At 63.9% G+C, this 21,880-nt stretch carries 23 protein-coding genes; 12 read left to right on the top strand and 11 right to left on the bottom strand.

The annotated features are described in order from the left end of the window. Positions 1-12: 12 nt before the first annotated feature. The 5 genes from AC3FLX_RS12975 (at position 13) to AC3FLX_RS12955 (ending at position 5,316) form a co-directional block, all read left to right on the top strand. On the top strand, positions 13-1,131 hold the full coding sequence (locus tag AC3FLX_RS12975) for an AI-2E family transporter (RefSeq protein ID WP_488697051.1): 1,119 nt from the start codon (positions 13-15) through the stop codon (positions 1,129-1,131). A gap of 2 nt (positions 1,132-1,133) precedes the next feature. Beyond that, entirely contained in the window at positions 1,134-2,675 is a 1,542-nt protein-coding gene (locus AC3FLX_RS12970) for an efflux transporter outer membrane subunit (protein ID WP_488697049.1), read from the top strand. Between the two features lie 110 nt (positions 2,676-2,785). Then, entirely contained in the window at positions 2,786-3,835 is a 1,050-nt protein-coding gene (locus AC3FLX_RS12965; RefSeq protein WP_488697351.1) for an HlyD family secretion protein, read from the top strand. Beyond that, positions 3,825-4,853, top strand: coding sequence for a DUF2955 domain-containing protein (locus AC3FLX_RS12960; RefSeq protein WP_488697047.1), 1,029 nt, complete (start codon positions 3,825-3,827; stop codon positions 4,851-4,853). The genes AC3FLX_RS12965 and AC3FLX_RS12960 overlap by 11 nt, the downstream gene beginning before the upstream one ends. A gap of 16 nt (positions 4,854-4,869) precedes the next feature. Further along, positions 4,870-5,316 carry an ion channel gene (locus AC3FLX_RS12955; protein WP_488697045.1) on the top strand — a complete coding sequence of 149 codons (447 nt, stop codon included), beginning with the start codon at positions 4,870-4,872 and terminating at the stop codon, positions 5,314-5,316. 1 nt (position 5,317) lies between these two features. Here the strand turns inward: AC3FLX_RS12955 and AC3FLX_RS12950 are convergent, their stop codons facing one another. Both AC3FLX_RS12950 and AC3FLX_RS12945 read right to left on the bottom strand, forming a co-directional pair. Further along, positions 5,318-5,680, bottom strand: a complete 363-nt coding sequence (locus tag AC3FLX_RS12950) for a hypothetical protein (protein ID WP_488697043.1) — start codon at positions 5,678-5,680, stop codon at positions 5,318-5,320. A gap of 75 nt (positions 5,681-5,755) precedes the next feature. Continuing rightward, positions 5,756-6,757, bottom strand: coding sequence for an AraC family transcriptional regulator (locus tag AC3FLX_RS12945; protein ID WP_488697041.1), 1,002 nt, complete (start codon positions 6,755-6,757; stop codon positions 5,756-5,758). Between the two features lie 195 nt (positions 6,758-6,952). Here AC3FLX_RS12945 and AC3FLX_RS12940 point away from each other — a divergent pair, with 195 nt between their 5' ends. From AC3FLX_RS12940 to AC3FLX_RS12930, 3 genes are read left to right on the top strand one after another with little or no spacing between them, the layout of a single operon-like run. Further along, positions 6,953-7,933 (top strand): quinone oxidoreductase family protein, encoded by a 981-nt coding sequence (locus AC3FLX_RS12940; protein WP_488697039.1) that lies wholly within the window; start codon positions 6,953-6,955, stop codon positions 7,931-7,933. Positions 7,934-7,943: 10 nt separating this feature from the next. Beyond that, entirely contained in the window at positions 7,944-8,792 is an 849-nt protein-coding gene (locus tag AC3FLX_RS12935; protein ID WP_488697037.1) for a TauD/TfdA dioxygenase family protein, read from the top strand. A gap of 50 nt (positions 8,793-8,842) precedes the next feature. After that, on the top strand, positions 8,843-10,492 hold the full coding sequence (locus AC3FLX_RS12930; RefSeq protein WP_488697349.1) for a fatty acid--CoA ligase: 1,650 nt from the start codon (positions 8,843-8,845) through the stop codon (positions 10,490-10,492). Positions 10,493-10,609: 117 nt separating this feature from the next. Here AC3FLX_RS12930 and AC3FLX_RS12925 read toward each other — a convergent pair whose 3' ends face one another. Next, a complete protein-coding gene (locus AC3FLX_RS12925; protein ID WP_488697035.1) occupies positions 10,610-11,287 on the bottom strand; it encodes a LysE/ArgO family amino acid transporter in 678 nt (225 codons plus the stop codon). Between the two features lie 73 nt (positions 11,288-11,360). Between AC3FLX_RS12925 and AC3FLX_RS12920 the strand changes: the two genes are divergently transcribed. Next, positions 11,361-12,257, top strand: a complete 897-nt coding sequence (locus AC3FLX_RS12920) for a LysR family transcriptional regulator ArgP (RefSeq protein ID WP_488697033.1) — start codon at positions 11,361-11,363, stop codon at positions 12,255-12,257. 59 nt (positions 12,258-12,316) lie between these two features. On the opposite strand, the gene AC3FLX_RS12915 is transcribed toward AC3FLX_RS12920, so the two are convergent. The 5 genes from AC3FLX_RS12915 to AC3FLX_RS12895 form a co-directional block, all read right to left on the bottom strand. Continuing rightward, positions 12,317-12,793 carry an SRPBCC family protein gene (locus tag AC3FLX_RS12915; RefSeq protein ID WP_488697031.1) on the bottom strand — a complete coding sequence of 159 codons (477 nt, stop codon included), beginning with the start codon at positions 12,791-12,793 and terminating at the stop codon, positions 12,317-12,319. Next, on the bottom strand, positions 12,774-13,133 hold the full coding sequence (locus tag AC3FLX_RS12910) for an ArsR/SmtB family transcription factor (protein WP_488697030.1): 360 nt from the start codon (positions 13,131-13,133) through the stop codon (positions 12,774-12,776). Before AC3FLX_RS12910 ends, AC3FLX_RS12915 begins: the two co-directional genes overlap by 20 nt. Positions 13,134-13,202: 69 nt before the next feature. Next, entirely contained in the window at positions 13,203-14,180 is a 978-nt protein-coding gene (locus AC3FLX_RS12905) for a tripartite tricarboxylate transporter substrate binding protein (RefSeq protein WP_488697028.1), read from the bottom strand. Positions 14,181-14,343: 163 nt separating this feature from the next. Next, positions 14,344-14,550, bottom strand: a complete 207-nt coding sequence (locus tag AC3FLX_RS12900; protein ID WP_488697026.1) for a DUF1289 domain-containing protein — start codon at positions 14,548-14,550, stop codon at positions 14,344-14,346. Positions 14,551-14,573: 23 nt separating this feature from the next. Next, positions 14,574-15,632 (bottom strand): beta-keto acid cleavage family enzyme, encoded by a 1,059-nt coding sequence (locus AC3FLX_RS12895; RefSeq protein ID WP_488697024.1) that lies wholly within the window; start codon positions 15,630-15,632, stop codon positions 14,574-14,576. 115 nt (positions 15,633-15,747) lie between these two features. On the opposite strand from AC3FLX_RS12895, the gene AC3FLX_RS12890 reads away from it, so the two are divergent. Then, positions 15,748-16,767, top strand: a complete 1,020-nt coding sequence (locus tag AC3FLX_RS12890; RefSeq protein ID WP_488697022.1) for an AraC family transcriptional regulator — start codon at positions 15,748-15,750, stop codon at positions 16,765-16,767. Between the two features lie 65 nt (positions 16,768-16,832). Here the strand turns inward: AC3FLX_RS12890 and AC3FLX_RS12885 are convergent, their stop codons facing one another. Continuing rightward, the gene (locus tag AC3FLX_RS12885; RefSeq protein WP_488697347.1) at positions 16,833-17,177 is read right to left on the bottom strand and encodes a DUF4124 domain-containing protein; all 345 of its coding nucleotides are present in this window, start codon (positions 17,175-17,177) and stop codon (positions 16,833-16,835) included. A gap of 44 nt (positions 17,178-17,221) precedes the next feature. Further along, positions 17,222-17,776: a DUF2726 domain-containing protein gene (locus tag AC3FLX_RS12880; protein WP_488697020.1), complete on the bottom strand. Its 555-nt coding sequence runs from the start codon at positions 17,774-17,776 to the stop codon at positions 17,222-17,224. Positions 17,777-18,051: 275 nt separating this feature from the next. Here AC3FLX_RS12880 and AC3FLX_RS12875 point away from each other — a divergent pair, with 275 nt between their 5' ends. Further along, the gene (locus AC3FLX_RS12875; protein WP_488697019.1) at positions 18,052-19,752 is read left to right on the top strand and encodes a serine hydrolase; all 1,701 of its coding nucleotides are present in this window, start codon (positions 18,052-18,054) and stop codon (positions 19,750-19,752) included. A gap of 180 nt (positions 19,753-19,932) precedes the next feature. Then, positions 19,933-20,385 carry a hypothetical protein gene (locus tag AC3FLX_RS12870; RefSeq protein ID WP_488697017.1) on the top strand — a complete coding sequence of 151 codons (453 nt, stop codon included), beginning with the start codon at positions 19,933-19,935 and terminating at the stop codon, positions 20,383-20,385. A gap of 271 nt (positions 20,386-20,656) precedes the next feature. Here AC3FLX_RS12870 and AC3FLX_RS12865 read toward each other — a convergent pair whose 3' ends face one another. Then, complete coding sequence (locus tag AC3FLX_RS12865) at positions 20,657-21,820, bottom strand: porin (protein ID WP_488697015.1); 1,164 nt, start codon at positions 21,818-21,820, stop codon at positions 20,657-20,659. Positions 21,821-21,880: the final 60 nt, after the last annotated feature.

The following is a 21,880-nucleotide window of genomic DNA, read 5'->3' as shown; positions in this document are numbered from 1 at the left end:
GGGGGTCCATCGATGCTGCAAGCTACGTACTCCAGCGCGACGGCGTCGCGCACGTTGATCGACACGCTGATCCGGTTCGGCCTGATTGCGTTGCTGGCCGTGTTCTGCTTCCAGATCTTCAAGCCGTTCATGGACCTGCTGGTGTGGTCCGTGATACTGGCCATCACGCTCTATCCACTACAGGTCCGGCTGCGCGGCAAGGTATTCGACGGCGAGGGGCGCACCGCCACACTGATCATCGTCCTGGTGATTGCCGTGGTGGCGGTGCCGGCCTATCTGCTGGGCATCGCGCTGATCGAATCGGTGGAACACGCGATGGCCATCGCAAAGAGTGGCGAGTTCCATATCCCGCCGCCGCCAGAGGCTGTGGCCAGCTGGCCGCTGGTGGGACGCAAGCTCTATGACGGCTGGCAAATGGCGGCGAGCGACGTCTCTGGCCTGATGCAGAAGCTGGGGCCGCAGATCAAGACGGCTAGCCTGGGGCTGCTGAGCGCGATGGGCGGCGTGGGCGTGGGCCTGCTGATCTTTGTCGGCGCGCTGATCATTGCCGGCATCATCATGGCTTACGGCGAACTTGGAACCCGCAGCGCCGTGCAGATCGCCTCGCGCATCTCCGGACCGGAGCGCGGCCCGCGCATTACCGCGCTGTGCACGGCCACCGTGCGTGCCGTGGCCCAGGGCGTGGTGGGCATCGCGTTTATCCAGATGCTGCTGATCGGCATCGCGTTCGTGCTCAAGGGTGTGCCCGGCGCGGGGCTGCTGGCGCTGGCCGTGCTGCTGCTGGGCATCATGCAGTTGCCGGCCACGCTGATCACGATCCCGGTGATCGTGCTGGTCTTTGCGGCGGAGGGCGCGAACGCGGGCAATATCGTCTTTGCCATCTATGTGTTCATTGCCGGCCTGTCCGACAACGTGCTCAAGCCACTGCTGCTGGGGCGCGGCGTGGACGTGCCGATGCCGGTGATCCTAGTGGGCGCGCTTGGCGGCATGGTCACCGGCGGCGTCATCGGGCTGTTCATCGGCCCGATCGTGCTTGCCGTGGGCTACCAGCTGTTCTGGCAATGGGTGGACGAGCCGCCGCCGCGCACCGAGCTGGAGTCACGCAGCAACGCCGACATCACGGGTGGGTAGCCGTGGCCGCGCGCGCTCGCGCCTGGCTGGCCCTGGCCGCCGTGCTTGGCGGATGCGCCAAGGTGGGGCCGGACTTCCAGCCACAGCACGAGGCGTGGACTGCCGACTGGCGCAGCGATGCCATCGACCAGGCCAGTACGCAGCAGGCGGTGCCCGACCTGCGTCAATGGTGGCAGGTGTTCGGCGATCCGGTGCTGGAAACCTTGATGGCGGAAGCCGACGTTGGCAATGCCGATGTCAGGATTGCGGGCCTGCGTGTGATGGAGGCGCGCGCGCAACTCGGGATCGCACTGGCGGGACGCTATCCGCAGATGCAGCAGGCCAGCGCCGCTGCGATGTACGTGCACAGCCGGCAGTCGGGGCCGACCGCGCAGACCAGCCGGCTGTGGGAGTACAGCGCCGGGGTCGATATCGGTTGGGAGCTCGATTTCTGGGGCCGCTTCGGGCGGGCGATCGAATCGGCGGATGCGGCCTACTTCGCCGCGCAGGCCAATCGCGAGGCAGTGCTCGTGCTGCTGCACGCGCAGCTGGCAACCACATACTTTGCGTTGCGAACGGCGGAGGCGCGGCTGCGCATCGCGCGTGACAACGCACGGCTGCAGAAGCGCAGCTTCGAAATCACCGAGCGGCTGTTCAAGGGCGGCGAGAGCGATGAGCTGGATTTCCAGCAGGCGCGCACACAGTACCTGGGAACACTGAGCAGCATTCCGGAGCTGGAAAACCAGATCCTGCAGGCGCGTAATGCGCTGGTGGTGCTAATGGGCCGGCCACCCGGACCGTTGCCGGAACTGGCCGATGCCGGGGAGCACGAAGGCGTGTTGCCGCTGATCGATCGTGCCGTGCTGCAGGATGTGCCCGCGAGCCTGCTACTGCGGCGGCCGGATATCCGCGCCGCCGAACTGCGCATCGCGGCGCAGTCGGCGCTGATCGGCGTGGCCAAGGCCGACCTTTATCCTTCGGTGACGCTGATGGGTAGCATCGGCTGGTCGGCCACGTCGTTGCCGGGCACGCAGAATGGCCTGCTGCTGGTGGGCGGCCCCAGCGTGCGCTGGAACATCTTTGACTATGGGCGCATCGTCAATAACGTGCGCGTGCAGGATGCGCGATTGCAGCAACTGATCGTCGATTACCAGGCCGCCGTGCGGCAGGCAGCGCGTGAGGCAGACGACGCGGCCAGCGGCCTGGCCAAGGCGCTGCAGCGGGAGCGCATCCTAGGAGAGGCCGCGCAGTCTGCCGAGCGATCGCTGTCGCTGGCCAACACGGTGTTCCGTGAGGGGTATTCGGACTTCCAGCGCGTGCTGGACGCGCAGCGCGCGCTGTTCGCCCAGCAGGATGCATACCTTGTCAACCGGGGCAGTGCGGTGAACTACCTCATCGGCCTGTACAAGTCGCTTGGCGGCGGCTGGGATACCACGGCGCCGCTGCTCGATGCCGCCACGCGCAAGCAGATGCGCGAGCGCACGAACTGGGGCGGATTGATCGACGAAGTGTCGCCGCTGCCCGCCGCCAGCGTGCCTGTCCAGCAAGGGAGCGCGCGGCAATGAACGACGGGAGCGCGGGGGACGCCAGGAACGACGCGGAAGGTAGCAACCGCGAGGCCGCTGCTGCCGGCACGAAGAGCCCGCCCGCAGCGCAAGATCCTTCACGCAAGGCCATCCGCTGGGTGGTTGTACTGATCGTCCTGAGCCTGACCTGGTATCTGCTGGCGGACCGCATGACGCCCTACACTCAGCAGGCGCGCGTGCAGGCATTCGTGATTCCGGTGGCGTCCGAAGTGTCGGGCCGCGTCACGCGCGTCTACGTCCACAACAACCAGAATGTGGCGGCAGGGGCCGTGCTGTTCGACGTCGATCCGCAGCACTACAAGATTGCGCTCGACCGTGCGCGGGCGGATCTGGAATCGACGCGGCGCCAGGTGGGAGCCAGTACCGCCGGCATCGATTCCGCGCAGGCGTCGCTGCGTGCCGCGCAGGCCAACGAATTGAAGGCACGGCAGGATAGTGAGCGGCTGGAGCGGCTGTATCGTGAAGATCCGGGCACGGTATCGATACGCCGACTGGAGGTGGCACGCGCCACGCACACCCAGGCCGTGAGCCAGGTGGCCGCGGCGCGTGCGGAAGTGGAGCGCGCGCGAGAGCAGCAGGGCGGTAGCGACGATAACAACGCCAAGCTGCGCAGCGCGGCTGCCGCCGTGGATAAGGCCGAGCTGGATCTGGCCAACGCGCAGATCCGCGCGCGCACGGCCGGGCTGATTACCGACCTGCGCACCGAGGCCGGCCTGTACGCGGCGGCGGGCAGTCCTGTCATGACGCTGATCGCGATTCACGATGTCTGGATCAGTGCCGACATGACCGAGAACAACCTGGGGCATCTCGCGCCGGGCACGCCGGTAGGGATCGTGCTCGATGTCCTGCCCGGCACGGTGCTGACTGGCAAGGTGCGCAGCATCGGCTACGGTGTCAGCACCGGGCAGAGTGCGCCGCCGGGCGGCTTGCCGACCGTGCAGAACGGCCGCGACTGGCTGCGGCCCGCGCAGCGCTTTCCCGTGATCGTCGATATCGATCCCGGCCAGCTCGACACGCTGCGAGGTATCCGCGTGGGAGGGCAGGCGGAGGTGATGGCGTATCCCATGCAGGGCAATCCGCTGAACCTGCTGGGCCGTGCGTTCCTGCGCGTCATGAGCTGGATGTCCTATGTCTACTAACGATGCCGCATTGGCCATGCGCGGCGTGCTGGCGCGTCGCGCGTTACGGCTGGCACTGGGCACGGCGGCCTGCTTGGCCATCAGTTTCGGCGGCGAGTGGCCGGTGCCGGTCATGGTCCCGGTGCTGGCCGTCTTCCTGTTTGCCTCGCTGGACCGGCCGCTGCCCTTCAAGGCGGGCCTGGGCCTGGCGCTGGTGGTGATGCTCGCAACGGGCAGCGGACTGCTGCTGGTGCCGTTCCTCCGCCATGCGCCGCTGGCCGGCGTGTTGATGGCGGGGCTGTGCCTGTTTCTGGCATTCCGCTTTGGCCTGCGTGGCGGCAACGGTCTCGTATCGACTTTCGTTGTGGCTGGCGTCACGCTGATCGCCGCGGCGGGCACGTCCAGCGGCGCACTTGCGCTGACCGTGATCGGTGCGCTGACGAAGGGCCTGCTGCTGGCGGTGCTGGCACTCGGTGCCAGCTACCAGCTGATTCCGGAGCATGGCCCACCCGCGCCGCGCCCGCCGAAGGCCGCCGCCAGCGATGCCGACCGCATCGCGCTGCGCGCCACGCTGGTGGTGATGCCGCCATTCCTGCTGGCCCTGTCGGACCCCGCCGCGTATATGCCCATCATCATGAAGGCCGTAAGCCTGGGGCGGCAGAGCTGCACCACGGCGCGTGGTGCAGCGCTGGAACTCGTCGGCTCCACGCTGATGGGCGGGTTGCTTGCCATCGCATGCTGGCTGGCGCTAGGCCTGTTCGTCCATCTCTGGATGTTCTTTCTCTGGATGGCGCTGTTCGGCCTGCTGGTCGCGCGACGTCTGTTCCGCTTGACGCCGGGGGTACTGTCACCGGGATTCTGGTTGAACAGCCTGGTGACGATGATCATCCTGCTGGGCCAATCGGTGGCGGACAGCGCGGCGGGAAAGGATGTCTACCAGGCGTTCATGGTGCGCATGGGACTGTTCATCGGCGTATCGCTGTATGCATGGCTGATGATCGCGCTGCTGGATCGCCCGCGCGCGGCGGTGGCCGCTTGAACGAAGGGAGAGAGCCATGCAATGGCATCTGCTGGTGGCTGCGCCGGTGATGTTGCTGTGTCTGCTGCTGCAATGCGCGGCCGTGGCGCTGTGCCTGCGCCGCTACGCCGGCTTCAAGAATCGCTGGCAGGGGCATGAGCCGCTCTGGATCGATGTGCTGTTGCTGACGGGCGTGATGCTGCTGACATTGCTGTGCAATTTCATGCAGATGATGCTGTGGGCCGCGCTGTTCGTGGTGCTGGGGGAATTCAAGACCTTTGGTGCGGCACTCTATCACTCGGCGGTGAACTTCGCCACGCTGGGCTACGGCGACATCGTCATGTCCGAGCGCTGGCGCATGCTGGGTCCGATCGAATCGGCACAAGGCATCCTGATGTTCGGATTGTCCACGGCCCTGATGACAGCGGCCGTGCTCGATGTGGTCAAGAGCAATATGGCCCGGCTGCGGCAGCCGGAACCGTAGCTCAGGTGCAGTTGGCGCGGTAGGTTTCCTCGATCTGCTTGCGCGTATCGTCACGCTCCAGCTTGGGAATGGCACGCCCTTGCGCGCTTTGCGTGGCGGTGCCGGGGGACGTCACGGCACGCTGCTTTGACGTGCCACTGAGTTCCTGCAGCAGCGCTTCGCACCGGGCGCGCTTGGCCTCTTCCGGGTTCGCGGTTGGCGCCGCGGGCGGACGGTATGGATTGCTTCCCTCTCGCACGGCTTTGGAGATGGCTGCCGCGCCCGAGCTCTGGGTGGACTGTGGCTGCGCCGTCGCGCTCAGGACGAGGGCGATCAGGCCGGCGATGGAGATCAGGCAATGGGCCGGTTTCAAGGTGTTCGGCATGCAGGCTCCGCGTGAGTGATGTATTCCCAGCCTAGGCGCCGAGCGCCAGTGCCGCAAGGGCCAGCCAAGCGAGGGTCAGTGCCGCCGGGCGTGGCGTCGGCGCCAGGCGATCGGCGCTTCGCCAAACTGCGCCGAGAACCAGCGTGTGAAAGACGCCGCTGATCCATAGCCCAGCAGTTCGGAGACACGCAGCAACGAGTAATCGGGATTGGCGACGTAGCGCTGCGCAAGATCGCGCCGTACGTTGTTGACGATGTCGGTGAACGTCTCGCCAGAGGCGTCGAGCTGGCGCTGCATGGTGCGAAGGCTTAGTCCCAGTCCCTGCGCCACGGCCTCGCTCGTGGCGCGCCCCATCGGCAGCATCAGGTAGAGGGCGCTACGTACCTCGTGGCCAATCGACGCATCGTTGACGCGCGGCAGCGTGTCGACGACCCGCTGGGCATGCCGCGCCATCGCGGCGTTCCCGGTCGGGTTCGGCGCCGCGAGGTCTTCCGCAAGGCACACGATGCCATTGAACTCGCTGCCGAATTCGAGCGGACAGCCAAACAGCCGGCGGTGCACCTGCTGGTCCGGTGGCGCGGCGTGCGTGAAATTGACGCTCAGCGGATGCCACTGCGGCCCCAGCAATGCGCGGCAGAGCCGGAAGACCACGCCAATGGCAAGCTCCGTGGCTTGGCGTGATGGCGCATCGAGCACTACTTCCTGCCGGATCATGACGACCTTGCCGGAGGTCTCCAGCAGGATGGCCACCGACTCGTTTACCAGGTGACGGTATCGGATGATGGTGTCGAGCGCGTCGCGCAAAGTGGCCTGCTGGCTGATCAGCAGGCTCATGACGCCGAAGTCCGACAACTGCCGCGACTCCGCCATGCGCAACCCGAAGGTCGGGCACCCGGCGGCCTGGGCGGCGGCCTCCAGTAGGGCAGCACAGGCTTCGACGGGAATCCGCTGCTCGGGGTCGCTCAGCAGCGCTTGGCTCAGGCGTGCCGTGCGCAGCAGCGGCACGGCATTGAGGCCGAGATCGCGCGCCACGTCGAAGAAATTGGTTAGCGCCGCAGCGCGCACCAGCGTTTTCAAGGTTGTCTCCCGATGTTGTTTTTCGTGCGTCACATGAAGGGCCGGCGACGCATCTTTGCCGCCGATGATAGGTGCCTGTGGCATGAAATGCAAAGTGGCGGGCTGGCCGTGCAAAGCGTCTGGGGCTCCGGGCTTCTAGATTGATGTCATGGCGGCGCAGGTCGTGCGGCCAACCGAATCTGGAGAACGATCCTCATGGCAAAGGCAGTGCGTATGTATGAAACCGGTGGACCCGAGGTGCTTCGTTATGAAGACGCCGAAGTGGGCGATCCGGGACCCGGTCAGGTCCGCATCCGCCACGTGGCGGTTGGCTTGAACTATGCCGACACGTACTTCCGCAATGGCACGTATCCGGTGCCGCTGCCCGCTGGCATGGGCGTCGAGGCGTCGGGTGTGGTGCAGGCCGTGGGGGCGGGCGTGACCAACGTGGTGGTGGGCGATCGCGTGACGTACACGGGCTTTGTGAACACGCTGGGCGCCTATAGCACCGAGCGGCTGGTGCCTGCCGCGCCGCTGATCCGTCTGCCCGAGAGCATCGGCTTCGAGACGGCCGCGGCCATGACCATGCGTGGTCTGACGTCGGCTTACCTGATGCGCCGCATCCATGCGTTCAAGAAGGGCGACACGATCCTGCTGCACGCGGCGGCGGGTGGGGTTGGGCTGATTGTGTCGCAATGGGCACGGCTGCTGGGCCTGAACGTGATCGGCACAGTATCGACCGAGGAGAAAGGCGAGATCGCCCGCGCGCACGGTTGCCAGCACATCATCAACTACAGCCATGAGGACGTGGCGGCCCGCGTGCGCGAGATTACCGAAGGCGTTGGTGCGACGGTGGTATTCGATAGCGTGGGCAAGAACACCTTCATGGCGTCGCTCGATTCGCTCAAGCGTCGCGGCCTGCTGGTCTGCGTAGGCACGGCGTCGGGTCCGATCCCGCCGTTCGATCCGGTGCTGCTGGCGATGAAGGGCTCGCTCTACGTGACGCGCCCGGCGCTGGCCGACTACATCGCGGACCCCGCCGAGAAGGCCGAGCTTGCCGGCGAATTGTTCGATCACGTGGGCGCCGGCCGCATCCGCATCGAGATCAACCAGCGTTACGCGCTGGAAGACGCGGTACAGGCCCATCGCGACCTGGAGTCGCGCAAGACGACCGGCTCGTCGATCTTTGTCATCTGAGGAGGCACTCATGAAAGTCCAACAACTGAGCTGCGCCCTGGGCGCCGAGCTGGTGGGCGTGAAGCTTGCCGACGCCGTGCGCAGCGACGACCTGTTCGGCGAGGTGCGCATGCTGCTGCTCAAGCATCGCGTGCTGTTTCTGCGCAACCAGGAGTTCAGCCGTGCCGAGCACGTGGCATTCGCGCGCCGCTTCGGCGAGCTGGAAGATCACCCGGTTGCCGGCAGTGATCCCGAGCATCCTGGCCTGGTGCGCATCTACAAGTCGCCCGACCAGCCGAACGACCGCTACGAGAACTGCTGGCATTCGGATACCACGTGGCGCGAGGCGCCGCAGTTCGGTGCCGTGCTGCGCTGTATCGAATGCCCGCCCGTGGGCGGCGACACGATGTGGGCCAACATGGCGCTGGCCTATGAGCGGCTGCCCGACACGGTCAAGGAACAGATTGCGGACCTGCGCGCACGCCACAGCATCGAGGCCAGCTTCGGCGCGGCCATGCCGATCGAAAAGCGGCTGGCGCTGAAGGCGCAGTTTCCCGATGCCGAGCATCCGGTGGTGCGCACGCATCCCGATACCGGCGAGAAGGTACTGTACGTGAACGGCTTCACCACGCACTTCACCAACTACCACACGCCGGGGCGCGTGCGCTTTGGCCAGGACGCCAATCCCGGCGCGGGCGATCTGCTGCGATATTTGGTGTCGCAGGCCTATATCCCCGAGTTCCAGGTGCGTTGGCGCTGGGAACCGAACAGCGTGGCGATCTGGGACAACACGGCGACCCAGCACTACGCGGTGATGGATTACGCGCCGTGCCATCGCAAGATGGAACGCGCGGGCATCGTCGGCAGCGTGCCGTACTGATGCCGATGCATAACACGCAGAACACGCAGGACATGAAGGACAAAGCAGGCATGAAGGACAACCTCGTCGTTACCACCCCCTCGGCATACGCCTACCCGCTGCTGGTGAAGCAGCTGCTGACCAACGCGCTGTGCCTGTACGGCGAGCAGGAGATCAGCTATCGCGGCGAGATGCGCTATACGTATCGCGATTTCCACCAGCGTCTGGGCAAGCTCGCCAACGCGCTCGGCGGGCTGGGCGTGCGCCACGGTTCCACCGTGGCCGTGATGGACTGGGACAGCCATCGCTATCTGGAGTGCTACTTCGGCGTGCCGATGATGGGTGCCACGCTGTTCACGGTGAATGTCCGCCTGTCGCCGCAGCAGATCCTCTACACGCTGAACGACGCGGGTGCTGATGTGGTGCTCGTGCATCCGGACTTCCTGCCGGTGCTGGAGCAGATCCGCGACGGCCTGGTGCGTCAGCCGCGCTTTGTGCTGCTGGCCGACGGCCAGGACGTTTCAGCGGGCACGCTACCGTTCGACGGCGAGTATGAGTCGCTGCTGGAGACTGCTTCGTCCGAATTCGACTTTCCGGATTTCGACGAGCGCACCAAGGCCACCACGTTCTACACGACGGGCACCACGGGCGATCCCAAGGGCGTTTGCTACAGCCACCGGGACGTGGTGCTGCACACGCTGACCACGGCCACGAGCCTGTGCGCGCCGCGTGAAGGCCAGCGCATGCATCGAGAGGACGTGTACATGCCGATCACGCCGATGTTCCACGTGATGGCCTGGGGCATGCCTTATGTGGCGATCATGCTCGGCCTGCGCACGGTGCTGCCGGGCCGCTATGTGCCCGCCGAGCTGCTGCAATTGCGCAAGACGGAAAAGGTCACGTTCTCGCACTGCGTGCCGACCATCCTGCAGATGCTGCTGCAGGCGGCCGGAGACGGCGAGCACGACCTGTGGGGCTGGAAGATGATCATCGGCGGCTCGGCGCTGCCGCCGGTACTGTGCGAGGCGGCGCTGGCGCGCGGCATCGACATCTTTGCGGGTTACGGCATGTCGGAGACCGGCCCCATCGTCGCGCTGGCCCAGATTCCGCCGGGTCATGTGCCAGTCAGCCGCGAGGAAGAAGTGGCGCTGCGCTGCGCAACCGGCCGCCCCGTGCCGCTGGTGGACTTCCGCATCGTCGGCACGGACATGCGCGAGGTGCCCCACGACGGCAAGGCGCAGGGCGAGATCGTGCTGCGTGCGCCGTACCTGACGAAGTCGTATTTCCGCAAACCATCGGCTTCGGAGGACCTGTGGGCCGACGGGTATCTGCATACGCAGGACGTGGCGGTGATGGGCGAGAACGGCTTTGTGCAGATCGTTGACCGGCTCAAGGATGTGATCAAGACCGGGGGCGAGTGGGTGTCGTCGATCGAGATCGAGAACCTCGTGACCCAGGTGCCCGGCGTGGCGGAATGCGCCGTGGTGGGCGTGCCCGATGCGCGCTGGGGCGAACGGCCGATGGCCTATGTGGTGTGCAAGGCCGGTGTCGAGGTCGATGCGCAGCAGATCCGCACGGTGCTGCTCGGCCACGTCGCAACGCAACGGCTGAGCAAGTTCGCCGTACCTGAGCAGGATCGCATCGCATTCGTCGCGGCGATTCCGAAGACGAGCGTCGGCAAGATCGACAAGAAGCTGCTACGGGAAAAGAAGGCAGCCTGAGGCGAAAGGGAAAATTGATGGCCGCCCCTCCACGGCTCGGAGGGCGGCCTTTTTGCGTTTCTTTTTTGCGCTTTTTTCTGCGCTTTATTCCGCGTTAACGCGGCGGAATGCCGGAACCTAGAGCCACGCCAGACCCTGGAACTCGCCAATGGCGTGCCGCACCAGCAGCGCGGCAAGCACAAGCATGGTCACGCCAATCAGGCGGTCCAGCACCTGCCAGGCGCGCGGGCTGGCGAACCACGGCGCCAGCCACCTGGCCCCAAATCCCAACATGCAAAACCACAGCAGACTGCCGAAGCTTGCGCCGGTCACGAACCAGCGTTGCATCGGAGCGGGATGCTGCGCGCCGATGCTGCCCACCAGCAATACGGTGTCGAGGTAGACATGCGGATTGAGCAGGGTAAAGGCCACGGCCTGGGCCAGTACCGCGCCAAGCGTGGTGCTGGCCCGGCTTTCGGTGGCCTGCAAGGCGTGCTGTTGCCGCGCGCGGCGCCACGCCTGCCAGCCGTAGTGCGCCAGGAATCCGGCACCGGCCAGTGCCAGTGCGGCGGCCAGCGCAGGACGATCGCCAAGGGCCTTTGCCATGCCCATGACGCCCGCGGCGATCAGCAGGGCGTCGGCCAACGCGCATAGCAGCACCACGCTGCCAACATGCTCGCGCCGTAATCCCTGGCGCAGCACGAATGCGTTCTGTGCGCCGATAGCGACAATCAGGCCGAGGCTCAGGGCCAGACCCTGGAGCAGGACGGAGAAACCGGGAGACATGCTGGCGGGCAGCGTGGCAAATGCGTTCATGGCACGCAGCTTGCCAGCCGGCGCGTATGAAGACAAACTAAACAATCTTCACCAACATTAGCTGAGCTTAATCATGCTGGACTACGCCGCGCTTGCCGCGTTGGCGGCCGTCGTGCGCGAAGGCAGCTTCGAGCGGGCTGCCCGGATGCTCCACGTCACACCGTCGGCCATTTCACAGCGCATCCGCATGCTCGAAGAGCGCGTGGGCTGTGCGCTGGTGATCCGCGAGAACCCGTGCCGGCCCACCGAGACGGGCCGGCGGCTCTGCCAGCACGTCGACCACGTGCGGCTGCTGGAGCAGGAACTGCAGGGCGCGCTGCCCGCGTTGGCGCCTCGGGGCGACACCCGCGTGCCGCTTCCCGTGGCGGTGAATGCCGACAGCCTGGCCACCTGGCTGGCCCAGCCGATTGCCACGTTCGCAGCCGGACATTCGGTATTGATGGAAGTGGCGGTGGACGACCAGGACCACACGAGCGAATGGTTGCGCAGCGGAGCGGTGCTGGCTGCCGTGACCGCCACGGCGCGGCCAGCCACGGGCTGCAACAGCCGGCCGCTGGGTGCCATGCGCTATGTGGCGGCGGCCAGCCCGGCGTTCGTGGATCGCTATTTTTCCGATGGCGTGGGTGCGGGCAGCCTGGCGAATGCCCCAAGCCTCGTGTTCAACGCCAAGGACGAGCTACAGACGCGCTGGGCCAGCCGGGTGTGCCATCGGCATGTGCAACTGCCCCGGCACACGCTGCCATCGTCGTATGCGTTTGTCATCGCGGCGCTGGCTGGCATGGGCTGGGGAATGCATCCGCAGTCGATGATCGAAGGCCATCTCCGGGCGGGCACCCTCGTCGAGCTAGTGCCGGATGCGCCGCTGGACGTGCCGCTGCACTGGCAACATGCGCGCGCGGCATCCGGTCTGCTTGAAGGGTTGAGCCGCGAGGTATTGGCGGCCGCGCGTACCGCGCTGCTGCCGTTGTGATGGCCCGCAGCGCGTGCACGCGATTCGTCGGTGCCCTGGCCGCTGAACGTATCGACCGCTCAGCGTAGCGTGGCCGCGAACGTTTCGAGCTGCGTGATGGCGGTGTTCCAGCCCTCGAAGAAGCCGAGCTTTTCGTGCTGGTCGCGCGTGGCTTCGTCGGGATGCATCACGCGCGCGATGTAGCGGCTGCCATCGCCTTCGTCGGCCATCGTGATGATCGCGGTGAATCCGAGCCACGGTTTGTGCGGGCGCCAGCCGCCCGTCAGCATCGACGTGAACGCCAGACGCGACTGGGGCACGACTTCGAGAAAGCATCCGGGGTTATCGCTGGTACCGCCATCCGGCCCTTGCATGAAGGTATGGAAGGCGCCGCCCGGTTGCAGGTCGAAGGCGCGCACCTGTGTGGTCCACGGCTTGGGGCACCACCATTGCTTGAGCAGATCCGGCTCCGACCACGCACGCCACAGTGCGGACCGCGGTGCGCGCAGCGCACGGGAAATGACCAGATCGTTCGAATCAGCGGCGTTTTCCTGCATGAGCCTGCTCCTCCTGATGTAGTTGCTCGACGAACGCGACCATGCGGTCGGATCTGGCTTCCCACATGGCCCGTTGCTCGGCCAGCCACTGCTCGGCCTGCGACAGCGTGGCCGGTACCAGCTCGCAGGTGCGTGTGCGTCCCACCTTGCTGGTGCGGATCAGGCCGCTGCGTTCCAGCACGGTCACGTGTTTCATGAAGGACGGCAGTGCCATGTCGAATGGCGCCGCCAGGGCGGACACCGTCTGCGCGCCGCTGACCAGCGCGCAGACAATGGCGCATCGGGTGGGATCGGCGAGCGCGTGGAATACGTCGCTCACCGTGGTGGAATGGTTAGCCATACAGCTAACTATAGATCAGGAGGCTGCCGCCCGCAATGGCGATGCACCGTGGGCGGCGTTGCGGGGGAATTAAGGCTTGATGTGGAACGTCTTGACGATGCCGGCGTTGCGATCGAATTCGGCATGCAGTGACTGGTTCAGGTCCTGCAGCGACTGCGCCGCCATCGGCTCATAGCCCAGTGACTCCAGGCGCTCACGCACCTTCGGATTGGCGGCGGCCTTGTAGACCGCGCTCTGGATCTTTTGCGCCACGTCGGCCGGCACCTGGGCAGAGGCGATAACGCCCACCCAGTTGCTGAAGTCGATATCGGGATAGCCCTGCTCGGCGAATGTCGGCACCTGGGGCAGCAGCGGCGAGCGGTTCTTCGACGCCACGGCATATGGCTGCAGCTTGCCCGCGCGAATCATCGGCAGCGAAGTGACCATGCCGTCGTACATGAGCGGAATCTGGCCACCCATGACCTGGGCCAGCGCGGGACCGGAACCGGCGAACGGAACGTGCTGCAGGTCCATGCCGGCTTCCTGGTTCATGATCGCGCCGGCGTAGTGCGACGCCGTGCCCGCGCTATACGACGCAAAGCTGAGCTTGCCCGGGTTGGCCTTGGCGTACGTGATCAGGCTCTTCAGATCCTTGGCCGGCAGGTTCGGTGCGCCGACCAGCACCATGCGCGAGCGGCCCACTGCCGCCAGTGGGCGGATGTCCTTCATCGTGTCGTATGGCGTCTTCTGGACCTGCGGTACTTCAGTCAATACGTTGGTGGCCGTGACCATGATGGTCTGGCCGTCGGCGGGTGCCGCCAGCATCGTGTTGATGGCGATGGCCCCGCCACCGCCCGGCTTGTTGTCGACCACCACGGGCTGGCCCAGATCGGTCGCCAGTTGTTCGGCCAGCAAGCGGGCCATGACGTCCATCGTGCCGCCCGCGGGGGCCGGCACCAGCACGCGCACGGGCTTGTTGCTCCAGGCCATCGCCACGGGCATCAGCAGCGTCAGGATGGCCGCAACAGTGGCGCGGCGCATGCGAAGGAGGGCGCGGTGTTTTTTCATATTTGTCTCCATCATAGGTCTTGTGGGATGTAAAAAGACCGGACCCGCCCGCAGTGGGCTGTAGAGGAAAGTGTCGTTGCGTTGAAATCGGCGGACCCGGTTGAAACGGATGGCGCGCGCCGCATGCACTGTGCGGCGCGTCACCAGGCTGGATGTGTGAGCGTCAGGGGGTGCCGGCCGGACCCGCCGTGCGGCCGCGCCGCGCAGGCAGCGATTCCAGCACGAACGCGCGTTGCGCGTCGGTCATGCCGTCCCACAGGCCGATTTCCGTCGAGGTTCTGCCGCATCCCTGGCAATACCTGCGCGCGGCATCCATGCGGCAGATGTTGATACAGGGGTTGGCCGGGCGGGGCGTGGCGGGACTGGTCATGGCGGGGCCGTCGGATCCTTGGGTCAGGCCGCGCGGCGCAGCGGCAGGTTTTTCTGGCCGGCCTGACGGTTCGGCAGCATGCCGTGCGCGGCCAGCGTTTCGTCGACGCTGTCGTACCACGTGCCGATGCGATAGATGTCGCGCGCTTCCTTGCCCGAGGCAATCTCGCGGCCCAGTTCATGCGCCACGCGCACGCACTGCTCGATCTGCTGCACCGACGTCATGCGGTTGCCGTGCTGATCGATGATCGTGTCCTCGATGCCGCAGCGCGGATGCAGGCCCATCGCCATCGCCATCATGTTGAACGGCAGCACGTTCTTGAGCAGCGATTCGGCGGTCAGCGTGCAGCCGTCCGGCGCGCGATGGATGAAGTTGAAGAAGTTGAACGGGTTGGGGCCGTCAAAGCCGCCACCGATGCCGATCCACGTCAGGTTCAGCGGACCCATGTACGCGCCGGCGCGCACCATGCGTTCGAGCGTCTCCAGCGCGTGGATGCCGGTCAGCTGGAAGTGCGGCTGGATACCGGCGGCGGACAGGCGGCGCAGGTGCTCCTCCACCCAGCCAGGGCCGGCCGGCACGGTCATTTCGCGGTACGCCTCGATGAACGCCGGGTTGGACAGCGATGTCCCCGCCAGATACTCGGGGTACAGCAGTTCCATGATGTTCATCTGCGTGGTGTTGATGGCCACGGTCACCTGGTCCGGTGCCGGCGTCAGATCGGCCAGCATGTGGCGCGTATCGTCGGACAGCCACACGGCGGCCTGGCCCTCGTCTTCCGGCGCGAACGAGATCGAGCCGCCTACCTGGATGATCATGTCGGGCACGGCCTCGCGCACGCCGGCAATCAGTTCGTTGAACTTGGACAGGCGCTTCGAGCCCTTGCCGTCCAGTTCGCGCACGTGCAGGTGCAGCACAGTGGCGCCGGCGTTGTAGCAGTCGACCGCCTTCTGCACCTGTTCTTCCATCGTGACAGGGATATCTTCGGGGAAGTCTTCGGGCATCCACTCGGGGCCATATGGGGCCACGGTGATGACCACCTTGTCCATGTTTTCGGGGTGCAGGGAATCGTCCAGGAATTGCATGTCGTCTCCATTAGTCGGTGCGTGTCCAGTGCTCCGAAGTATCGGTCAATGGCGCACGGCAATTTGACGATCGGGGACGCTCGATTTACATTTCGGGACAGTCAGGGAAAACACGATGTCCTACTTTCTGCGCAGTGCGAGCCTTACGAATTACGTGGACGTGGCGCGAGCCCTCGGGCTCGATCCGCATCACATGCTGCGCGCCGCGAAGATCAGCCGGAATGCATTGCTGGACCCCGATATCCGCATCCCGGCGGCGCTCGTTGGCAAGCTGCTGGAAGCGTCGGCCGTTGCCGCGCAGGTGGACGATTTCGGCTTGCGCATGGCGGAGCTGCGGCAGTTCTCGAATCTTGGCCCGCTGGCATTCGTGGTGCGCGAGGAGCCGACGCTGCGGCGTGCGCTGGAGTCGATGGTCCGCTACATGAGCCTGCAGAACGAGGCGCTGGTCATGCGGGTAGAAGAGGCCGACGGCATGGTCCTGATCCGCCTGCAGCTGCTTAGCGATGTGCCGGGAAAATTGCGCCAGGCAACGGAGCTGGCCGCGGGCGTGATGTATCGGATGCTCACGCTGTTTTTGGGGCCGGCATGGCGACCGCGCAGCATCTGCTTCACGCATACGGCGCCGGAAAGCCAGGCCACCTGCCTGCGCGTATTCGGTATACCGGCGCTCTACAACCAGGATTTCGATGGCATCGTCTGCGTGGCGCAGGACCTGGAAGCGCCGCTGCCATCGTACGATCCGGTGATGGCGCAGCAGGTCAAGCGCTACCTGGGCACGCTGCTGGCGCAATCGAACACGAGCATGGCCGACAAGGTGCGCAAGCTTGTGCACGCGCTGATGCCAAGCGGCATGTGTTCCGTGGATCGGGTGGCGCAGCAGTTGGGCGTGGACCGCCGCACCGTGCATCGCTGGCTTGAGCAGGAAGGCACTACCTATTCGGATATCGTCAATGAAGCCCGCGCCGGACTGGCCACGCGCTATATCGAAAATCGCGCACGGCCGCTGTCGGAAGTGGCCACGCTGCTGGGGTTTTCGTCGCTCAGCGCGTTCTCGCGATGGTTCGGCGTGCAGTTTGGCTGCAGCGTGTCGAAGTGGCGCGCCAGGCAGGCCGATATGCGCGATGCGGGGGTTTGATGCCGCGAAAGCCGTGGAAAACTACCGCAAGCACGTCGAGTCTCGCGGACTCAGTGAAGTCTTACTCACACCGGTACTTCGATACCTGTGTACCGGCTCGCCGCGCAGCCTCCGACGCTTGTTCGATCTGTGCAGGATTTTGACTTAACAGCGCTTGCTCCGAAGTTGGTAACCGCGATTCGATAAGACTGGCGAAGCGATGGACAGATAATGCTGGACGTGAGCCGCGCTTGCCCTTTGGGATCGAAGACGGATGACACTTCTGCCCGATACTCGGTATTTTTCTGGCCAATAGATTTGCTCACTACTTCAGTCTTTGCATCGCTCTGACAAGGGCCATCCTGCAAGGTAACGTGCCCCTTGGCACTCCGGCATTGATAGATGCTCTGGCCTGTAGCACTCGCGGCCATGAGCAACATCACAACGCTCAGATATCGCGGCATGGGAAGTTTCATTAAACGGGCACCTGCTTAGCCCGCTGCGCTGATCCGCTATTGCCTCCTGACGAGCCAGCCGCGGCCGCGGGCTGCGCTGGCACAACACTCTCGTAGTCGCGGAGAATGGTCTGCAGGTCAACGTTCTTAGACGTGTAGCGCATGATCGGGATGCCGGCTGATGCGAGAACATCATTCTTCTGTCTATCCCGCTTCTGTGCTTTCGCGCTATCGTGCGAGGCACCGTCGAGCTCGATGACATAAAGCGGTCGCATCGTCTTGCGCTCACACACAAGATAGTCAACATACTTCTGCGCGAAAACATTCCTGGCTGCCTGAGACCTGCCCTTGTGCTGTACGAACGCTGACATTGCCACCTGCGGAAAGATGTGCGTGTCTATTAGGGCAGCCGTCAAACGTTCGTAGAGCTGGATCTCATCTTGGCGTAAGAATGGGTCTCGGCGGGCAAAACGAAAAGTCCTCGCTGAGCTTCCGCCCGCGCCACCTCCCTTCAGCATCGATAGGACAACAATGGCAATGGCGAAAAGAAGTACCAGCCCGAGCACCGCCTTCATCTGACCCTCCGGTATCTATTTATTGTCTCGGGCGATACTAAGGGTCGGCTCGAGCTAGCGGCATCCCCCGGTGGTGGGGCGCAGCACGCGAGCGACTGCCTACCGCGAACGGAAGAAGGGGTGCACGACTACAAGATTGGCCTATTTGGGTCCGGGCGCGGCCTAGCTCCCTCTTCCTGTAACTAAACGGCGACACCCCACGTCAAAGCCGCCGATTTATACAACACGTTTGCTACATTTGACGTCTACTCCGAGCACAGAGAGGAACTCTCCATATGCTGGAAGACTTCGATGACCTTGTCGAAGCGTCAATGGCTGAATGGCAATTGCCGGGCCTCGCGCTTGCCGTGATCAAGGATCAGGAGACTATCCTGATAAAGGGCTATGGCGTTCGCGACGTCGATTCGCGATTGCCGGTGACCACCGATACTCAGTTCCTGCTGTGCTCGATTACAAAGTCCTTCACGGCTGCCGGGCTGGGACTCCTGGTGGACGATGGAAAGCTCGATTGGACACGGCCGGTGCGCGAGTACCTTCCGGAGTTCCGCCTGTACGATCCAGTGGCGACGGAACGCGTGACCGTACGCGACCTGCTTTGCCACCATAGCGGCCTTCCTCGGCACGACTGGATCCACTCGCCAGGCGATCTTTCCACAGCCGAGATTCTGGCTGTCCTCCGGCATTTGGAGCCAAGTCACGATCTCCGCGACACCTATCAGTACCAGAATCTGGCCTACCTCCTGGCCGGACACATCGCGGAACGCATCGCAGGCGTGTCCTGGGATACGTTCCTGATGGAGCGCCTGTTGCAGCCATTGGGCTTCCAGAATTTCAGCCTGTCCATCGAAGCGCTCGCCGATACGCCTGACCATGCGCACCCCCATATCGAGAAGCAAGAGCAAGTCCTGCGAGCCAGTTTGACGCCAATACGCGCTCTTCCCGCCGGCGGTTTGAACGCCTCTGTTTCAGATCTCGCGCGGTGGATGCGCTTTCTATTGCACAACGGGGCGGTCAACGGCAAGCAGCTTCTATCAACGGATATCGTCCGGCAGATGTCCGCGCCACGCGTGCATGCTGGTCGCTCGGAGTTTGAGGAGATCGGTGAAATTCACTATGGCCTGGGCTTGGCGACGGAGCACTATCGTGGCGAACGAAAGGTCTCGCACTCCGGATCTTGGGTGGGCTGGGGGACGTTGATGACTATGCTGCCCGAACGCCGTGTCGCCGTTGCCGTCTTGACCAATCATTCGCCAACCCCAGTGACTGAATTGTTGACATATGCCGCGCTCGACAGGCTGTGCGGCAAAGAACCGATTGACTGGCTTGGCCGCTTGAGCGAAATGCGCCGTAAGATCGTTGCACAGCGAAGCATCGACAAAGCCGCAAGCGGTAAGAGCCACCGTGCCGGAACACGGCCCAGCCACTCTCTCCATGAATATGCCGGCGCGTACGATTACCCTGCTTATGGACGCATGATGATCGCTCATGAAGGAGACGCCTTGACGTGGCAATGGCGGGGCATGTCGGGCCTACTTCAGCACTACCACTACGATGTATTCATGACGCTGCGCAAGCCGTCGGAGATTCATCCCGACGAGTTACCGTTGACGTTCGGATACAACCGTGAAGGCGCTATCGACAAGATTTCCGCTCCGCTGGAGCCTATGGTCGCCGATATTGTCTTTAGTCGCTCGCCCGCCGGCGACGTCATGGACCCAAGCTTTCGCGCTCGCTGTGCCGGGGCCTATTCGCATGGATCCCAGGAAATACATGTCACCCTGGATGCAACAGGCAGTTTGACGCTGAAAATCGGGAAGCAACAGATTCATCGGCTGGTGCCCTTCGATGGAAGAACATTTGAACTTGGCAAACTCGCGGGCTATCGCGCCGAATTCCGCTTGAGTTCAGAGCACGTAGTGGACGGGATCATCTTCCACCAGCCAAATGGGACATTTCTGGCACTGCGAGGCGCTTAGGATCGCCGAGAGTTTGCACAACGGAGACATTGCGATGATCTTTTTCAACGCCGATAGATGTCGCATCGGCTTGCGAGCCGCGTAAGGCAGCGGATCTACTACTGTCAGGTTTTCTTCCGTCCGCACGACACTACAAGTTCACATACCAACTTCACTACGGCTATGGATATCCCATCCAGCATGTCCACCGAACTGCAAAAGTGGAACAACGGCAATGGCATTGACCTTGAGTCTTGGATCAATTGCTCCGGAAGCTTCTCTCTTGCAGTTGGCTACATAACGATTTTTTGGCCGAAATTTGTAGAGTTCGATGGGTATATTCTGCGCGATGGGTTTTGTGAAAACTCTCTCAGATCATTCGAGTCTGCAGACGGTTACGACAGGAAGGCCGTCGAGAGGGTGATGAACCACTTGCATATCGCTGATATTCAGTACTATGGATGCGAGGATATTTCGAGGGACAAAATTCAAATTTTAGGCGCCACTCTTCAAGAAATATATACGGTAAAACTGAAGACTCAATTTCCGAAAACTCCTTGTGTCGTGGAGTTATTTCAGCCTGAAGACGGCGATGATCTTTGGGGATATCAAATATCGTTCTGGCAAGAAAAGTACGATTCGACGCCGAGATGAATCCGCTCTCTTCGTAAGCAGCGAAGGCCGTCAGGCGTTTCCCCTGCCTTAGACCGGAGGCGCTGTGAATGACCGCTTTGCGGAAATCTGGCGAACCGCCAAGGGTCGTTCAGAAACTTTCAGCCAATCCGCAGATCGGCGAAGAACAATAAAAAAGGCCACACCGGCGCTTAAGCGCCGGTGTGGCCGAACGAAGCATCGATACAGCCGGTTACGGGCGGGGTGAATATGATCCGGCCGGCCGCACCGATTCCCTACATGATCGGGACGATCAGAACTTGTGGCGAATGCCGATGGCCACGCCGAGCATGTTGCTCTGGCCGTTGGCCAGCGCGTAGCTATTACCCAGCGACAGGCTGTTCGCGTAGAAGGTGCCCAGCGATTCGAGCATCAGCGCGGCGTTCTTGGCGTAGGCGGTGGACAGGTAGACGTCCGTGCGCTTGGAGAACGTATAGTTGGCCACGAAAGCAATCTGCCACGGGTTCGGCGCGTTGGTGCCGAACAGGTTCTTCATGTCGTCGTAGTTGTATGCGAGCGTCAGGCCCACCGACGGCGTCACCTGGTAGTTGGCGCCGATCCAGTAGAAGTCGTCACGTTGAATGATGGTGCCGGCCGCGTTCTTGTTTTGTCCCCAGCGATAGCCGCCCATGATCTTCGCGACGCTGCTGATCGTATAGCTGGCGCCGACCACGGCCTTGCGCATCGTGCCGCTGCTGGTGCCGATGGTCGGGTTCCACTGGTCGTAGCCGACGGTCACGCCAAACGGGCCGCTCGCATACGCCACTGCCGCGCCGTACGCGGTGTCGCGTCGGAACGCGCCCGGCACTTCGCCGTTGCCGCCGATCGGCGTGGGAAAGCCCACGGACGGCGGCAAGGCCAGGCCGGTACCGAACGACCAGTGCGCCAGCGCTGTCACGGGACCGAACTGGCCCGAATACTTGATCGTGTTGTCTTCGCGGAAGTTTGCGCCGGACTGCAGCACCACGGGTTCGTATTGCGTCGCGTAGGCCGTGGGCGAGAAGTTCGCCAGTGCCTCGAACATCGACGTGTACTGGCGGCCCAGGCTGATCTGCCCGATGCCGTTTTTGGACAGGCCGATGAATGCCTGGCGGCCGAACAGGCGGCCGCTTTGCTGCAGCGTGCCGTTGTCGAGGCCGAAGCCGCTTTCGAGCACGAACACGGCCTTGGTGCCGGCACCCAGATCCTCGGTGCCGCGCAGGCCCCAACGCGAACCTGCCAGGCCGCCGGAATCCATGCGATACACGTTGTTGGCCGGGCCGGGGTTGAATCCGTTGGCCGCGGTCGGAACATTGCCAACATGATTGACGTATTCCACGTTGATATCCGCAACGCCGTACAGCGTGACGCTTGTCTGCGCGAATGCGCTGCCCGCGCAGGTAAGCAATGCGGCCGTGGCCATGCCCTTGAGCTTCATGAAACGATCTCCTCGCTTTGTCTTGTGTTGTGGGGGTTTTCCCGTCGGAATGGGTACTAC

The organism is Cupriavidus sp. 291-E7 (assembly GCF_057798835.1).
The sequence above is the reverse complement of the archived record's forward strand: the minus strand, read 5'-3'. Positions and strand labels throughout refer to the sequence as shown.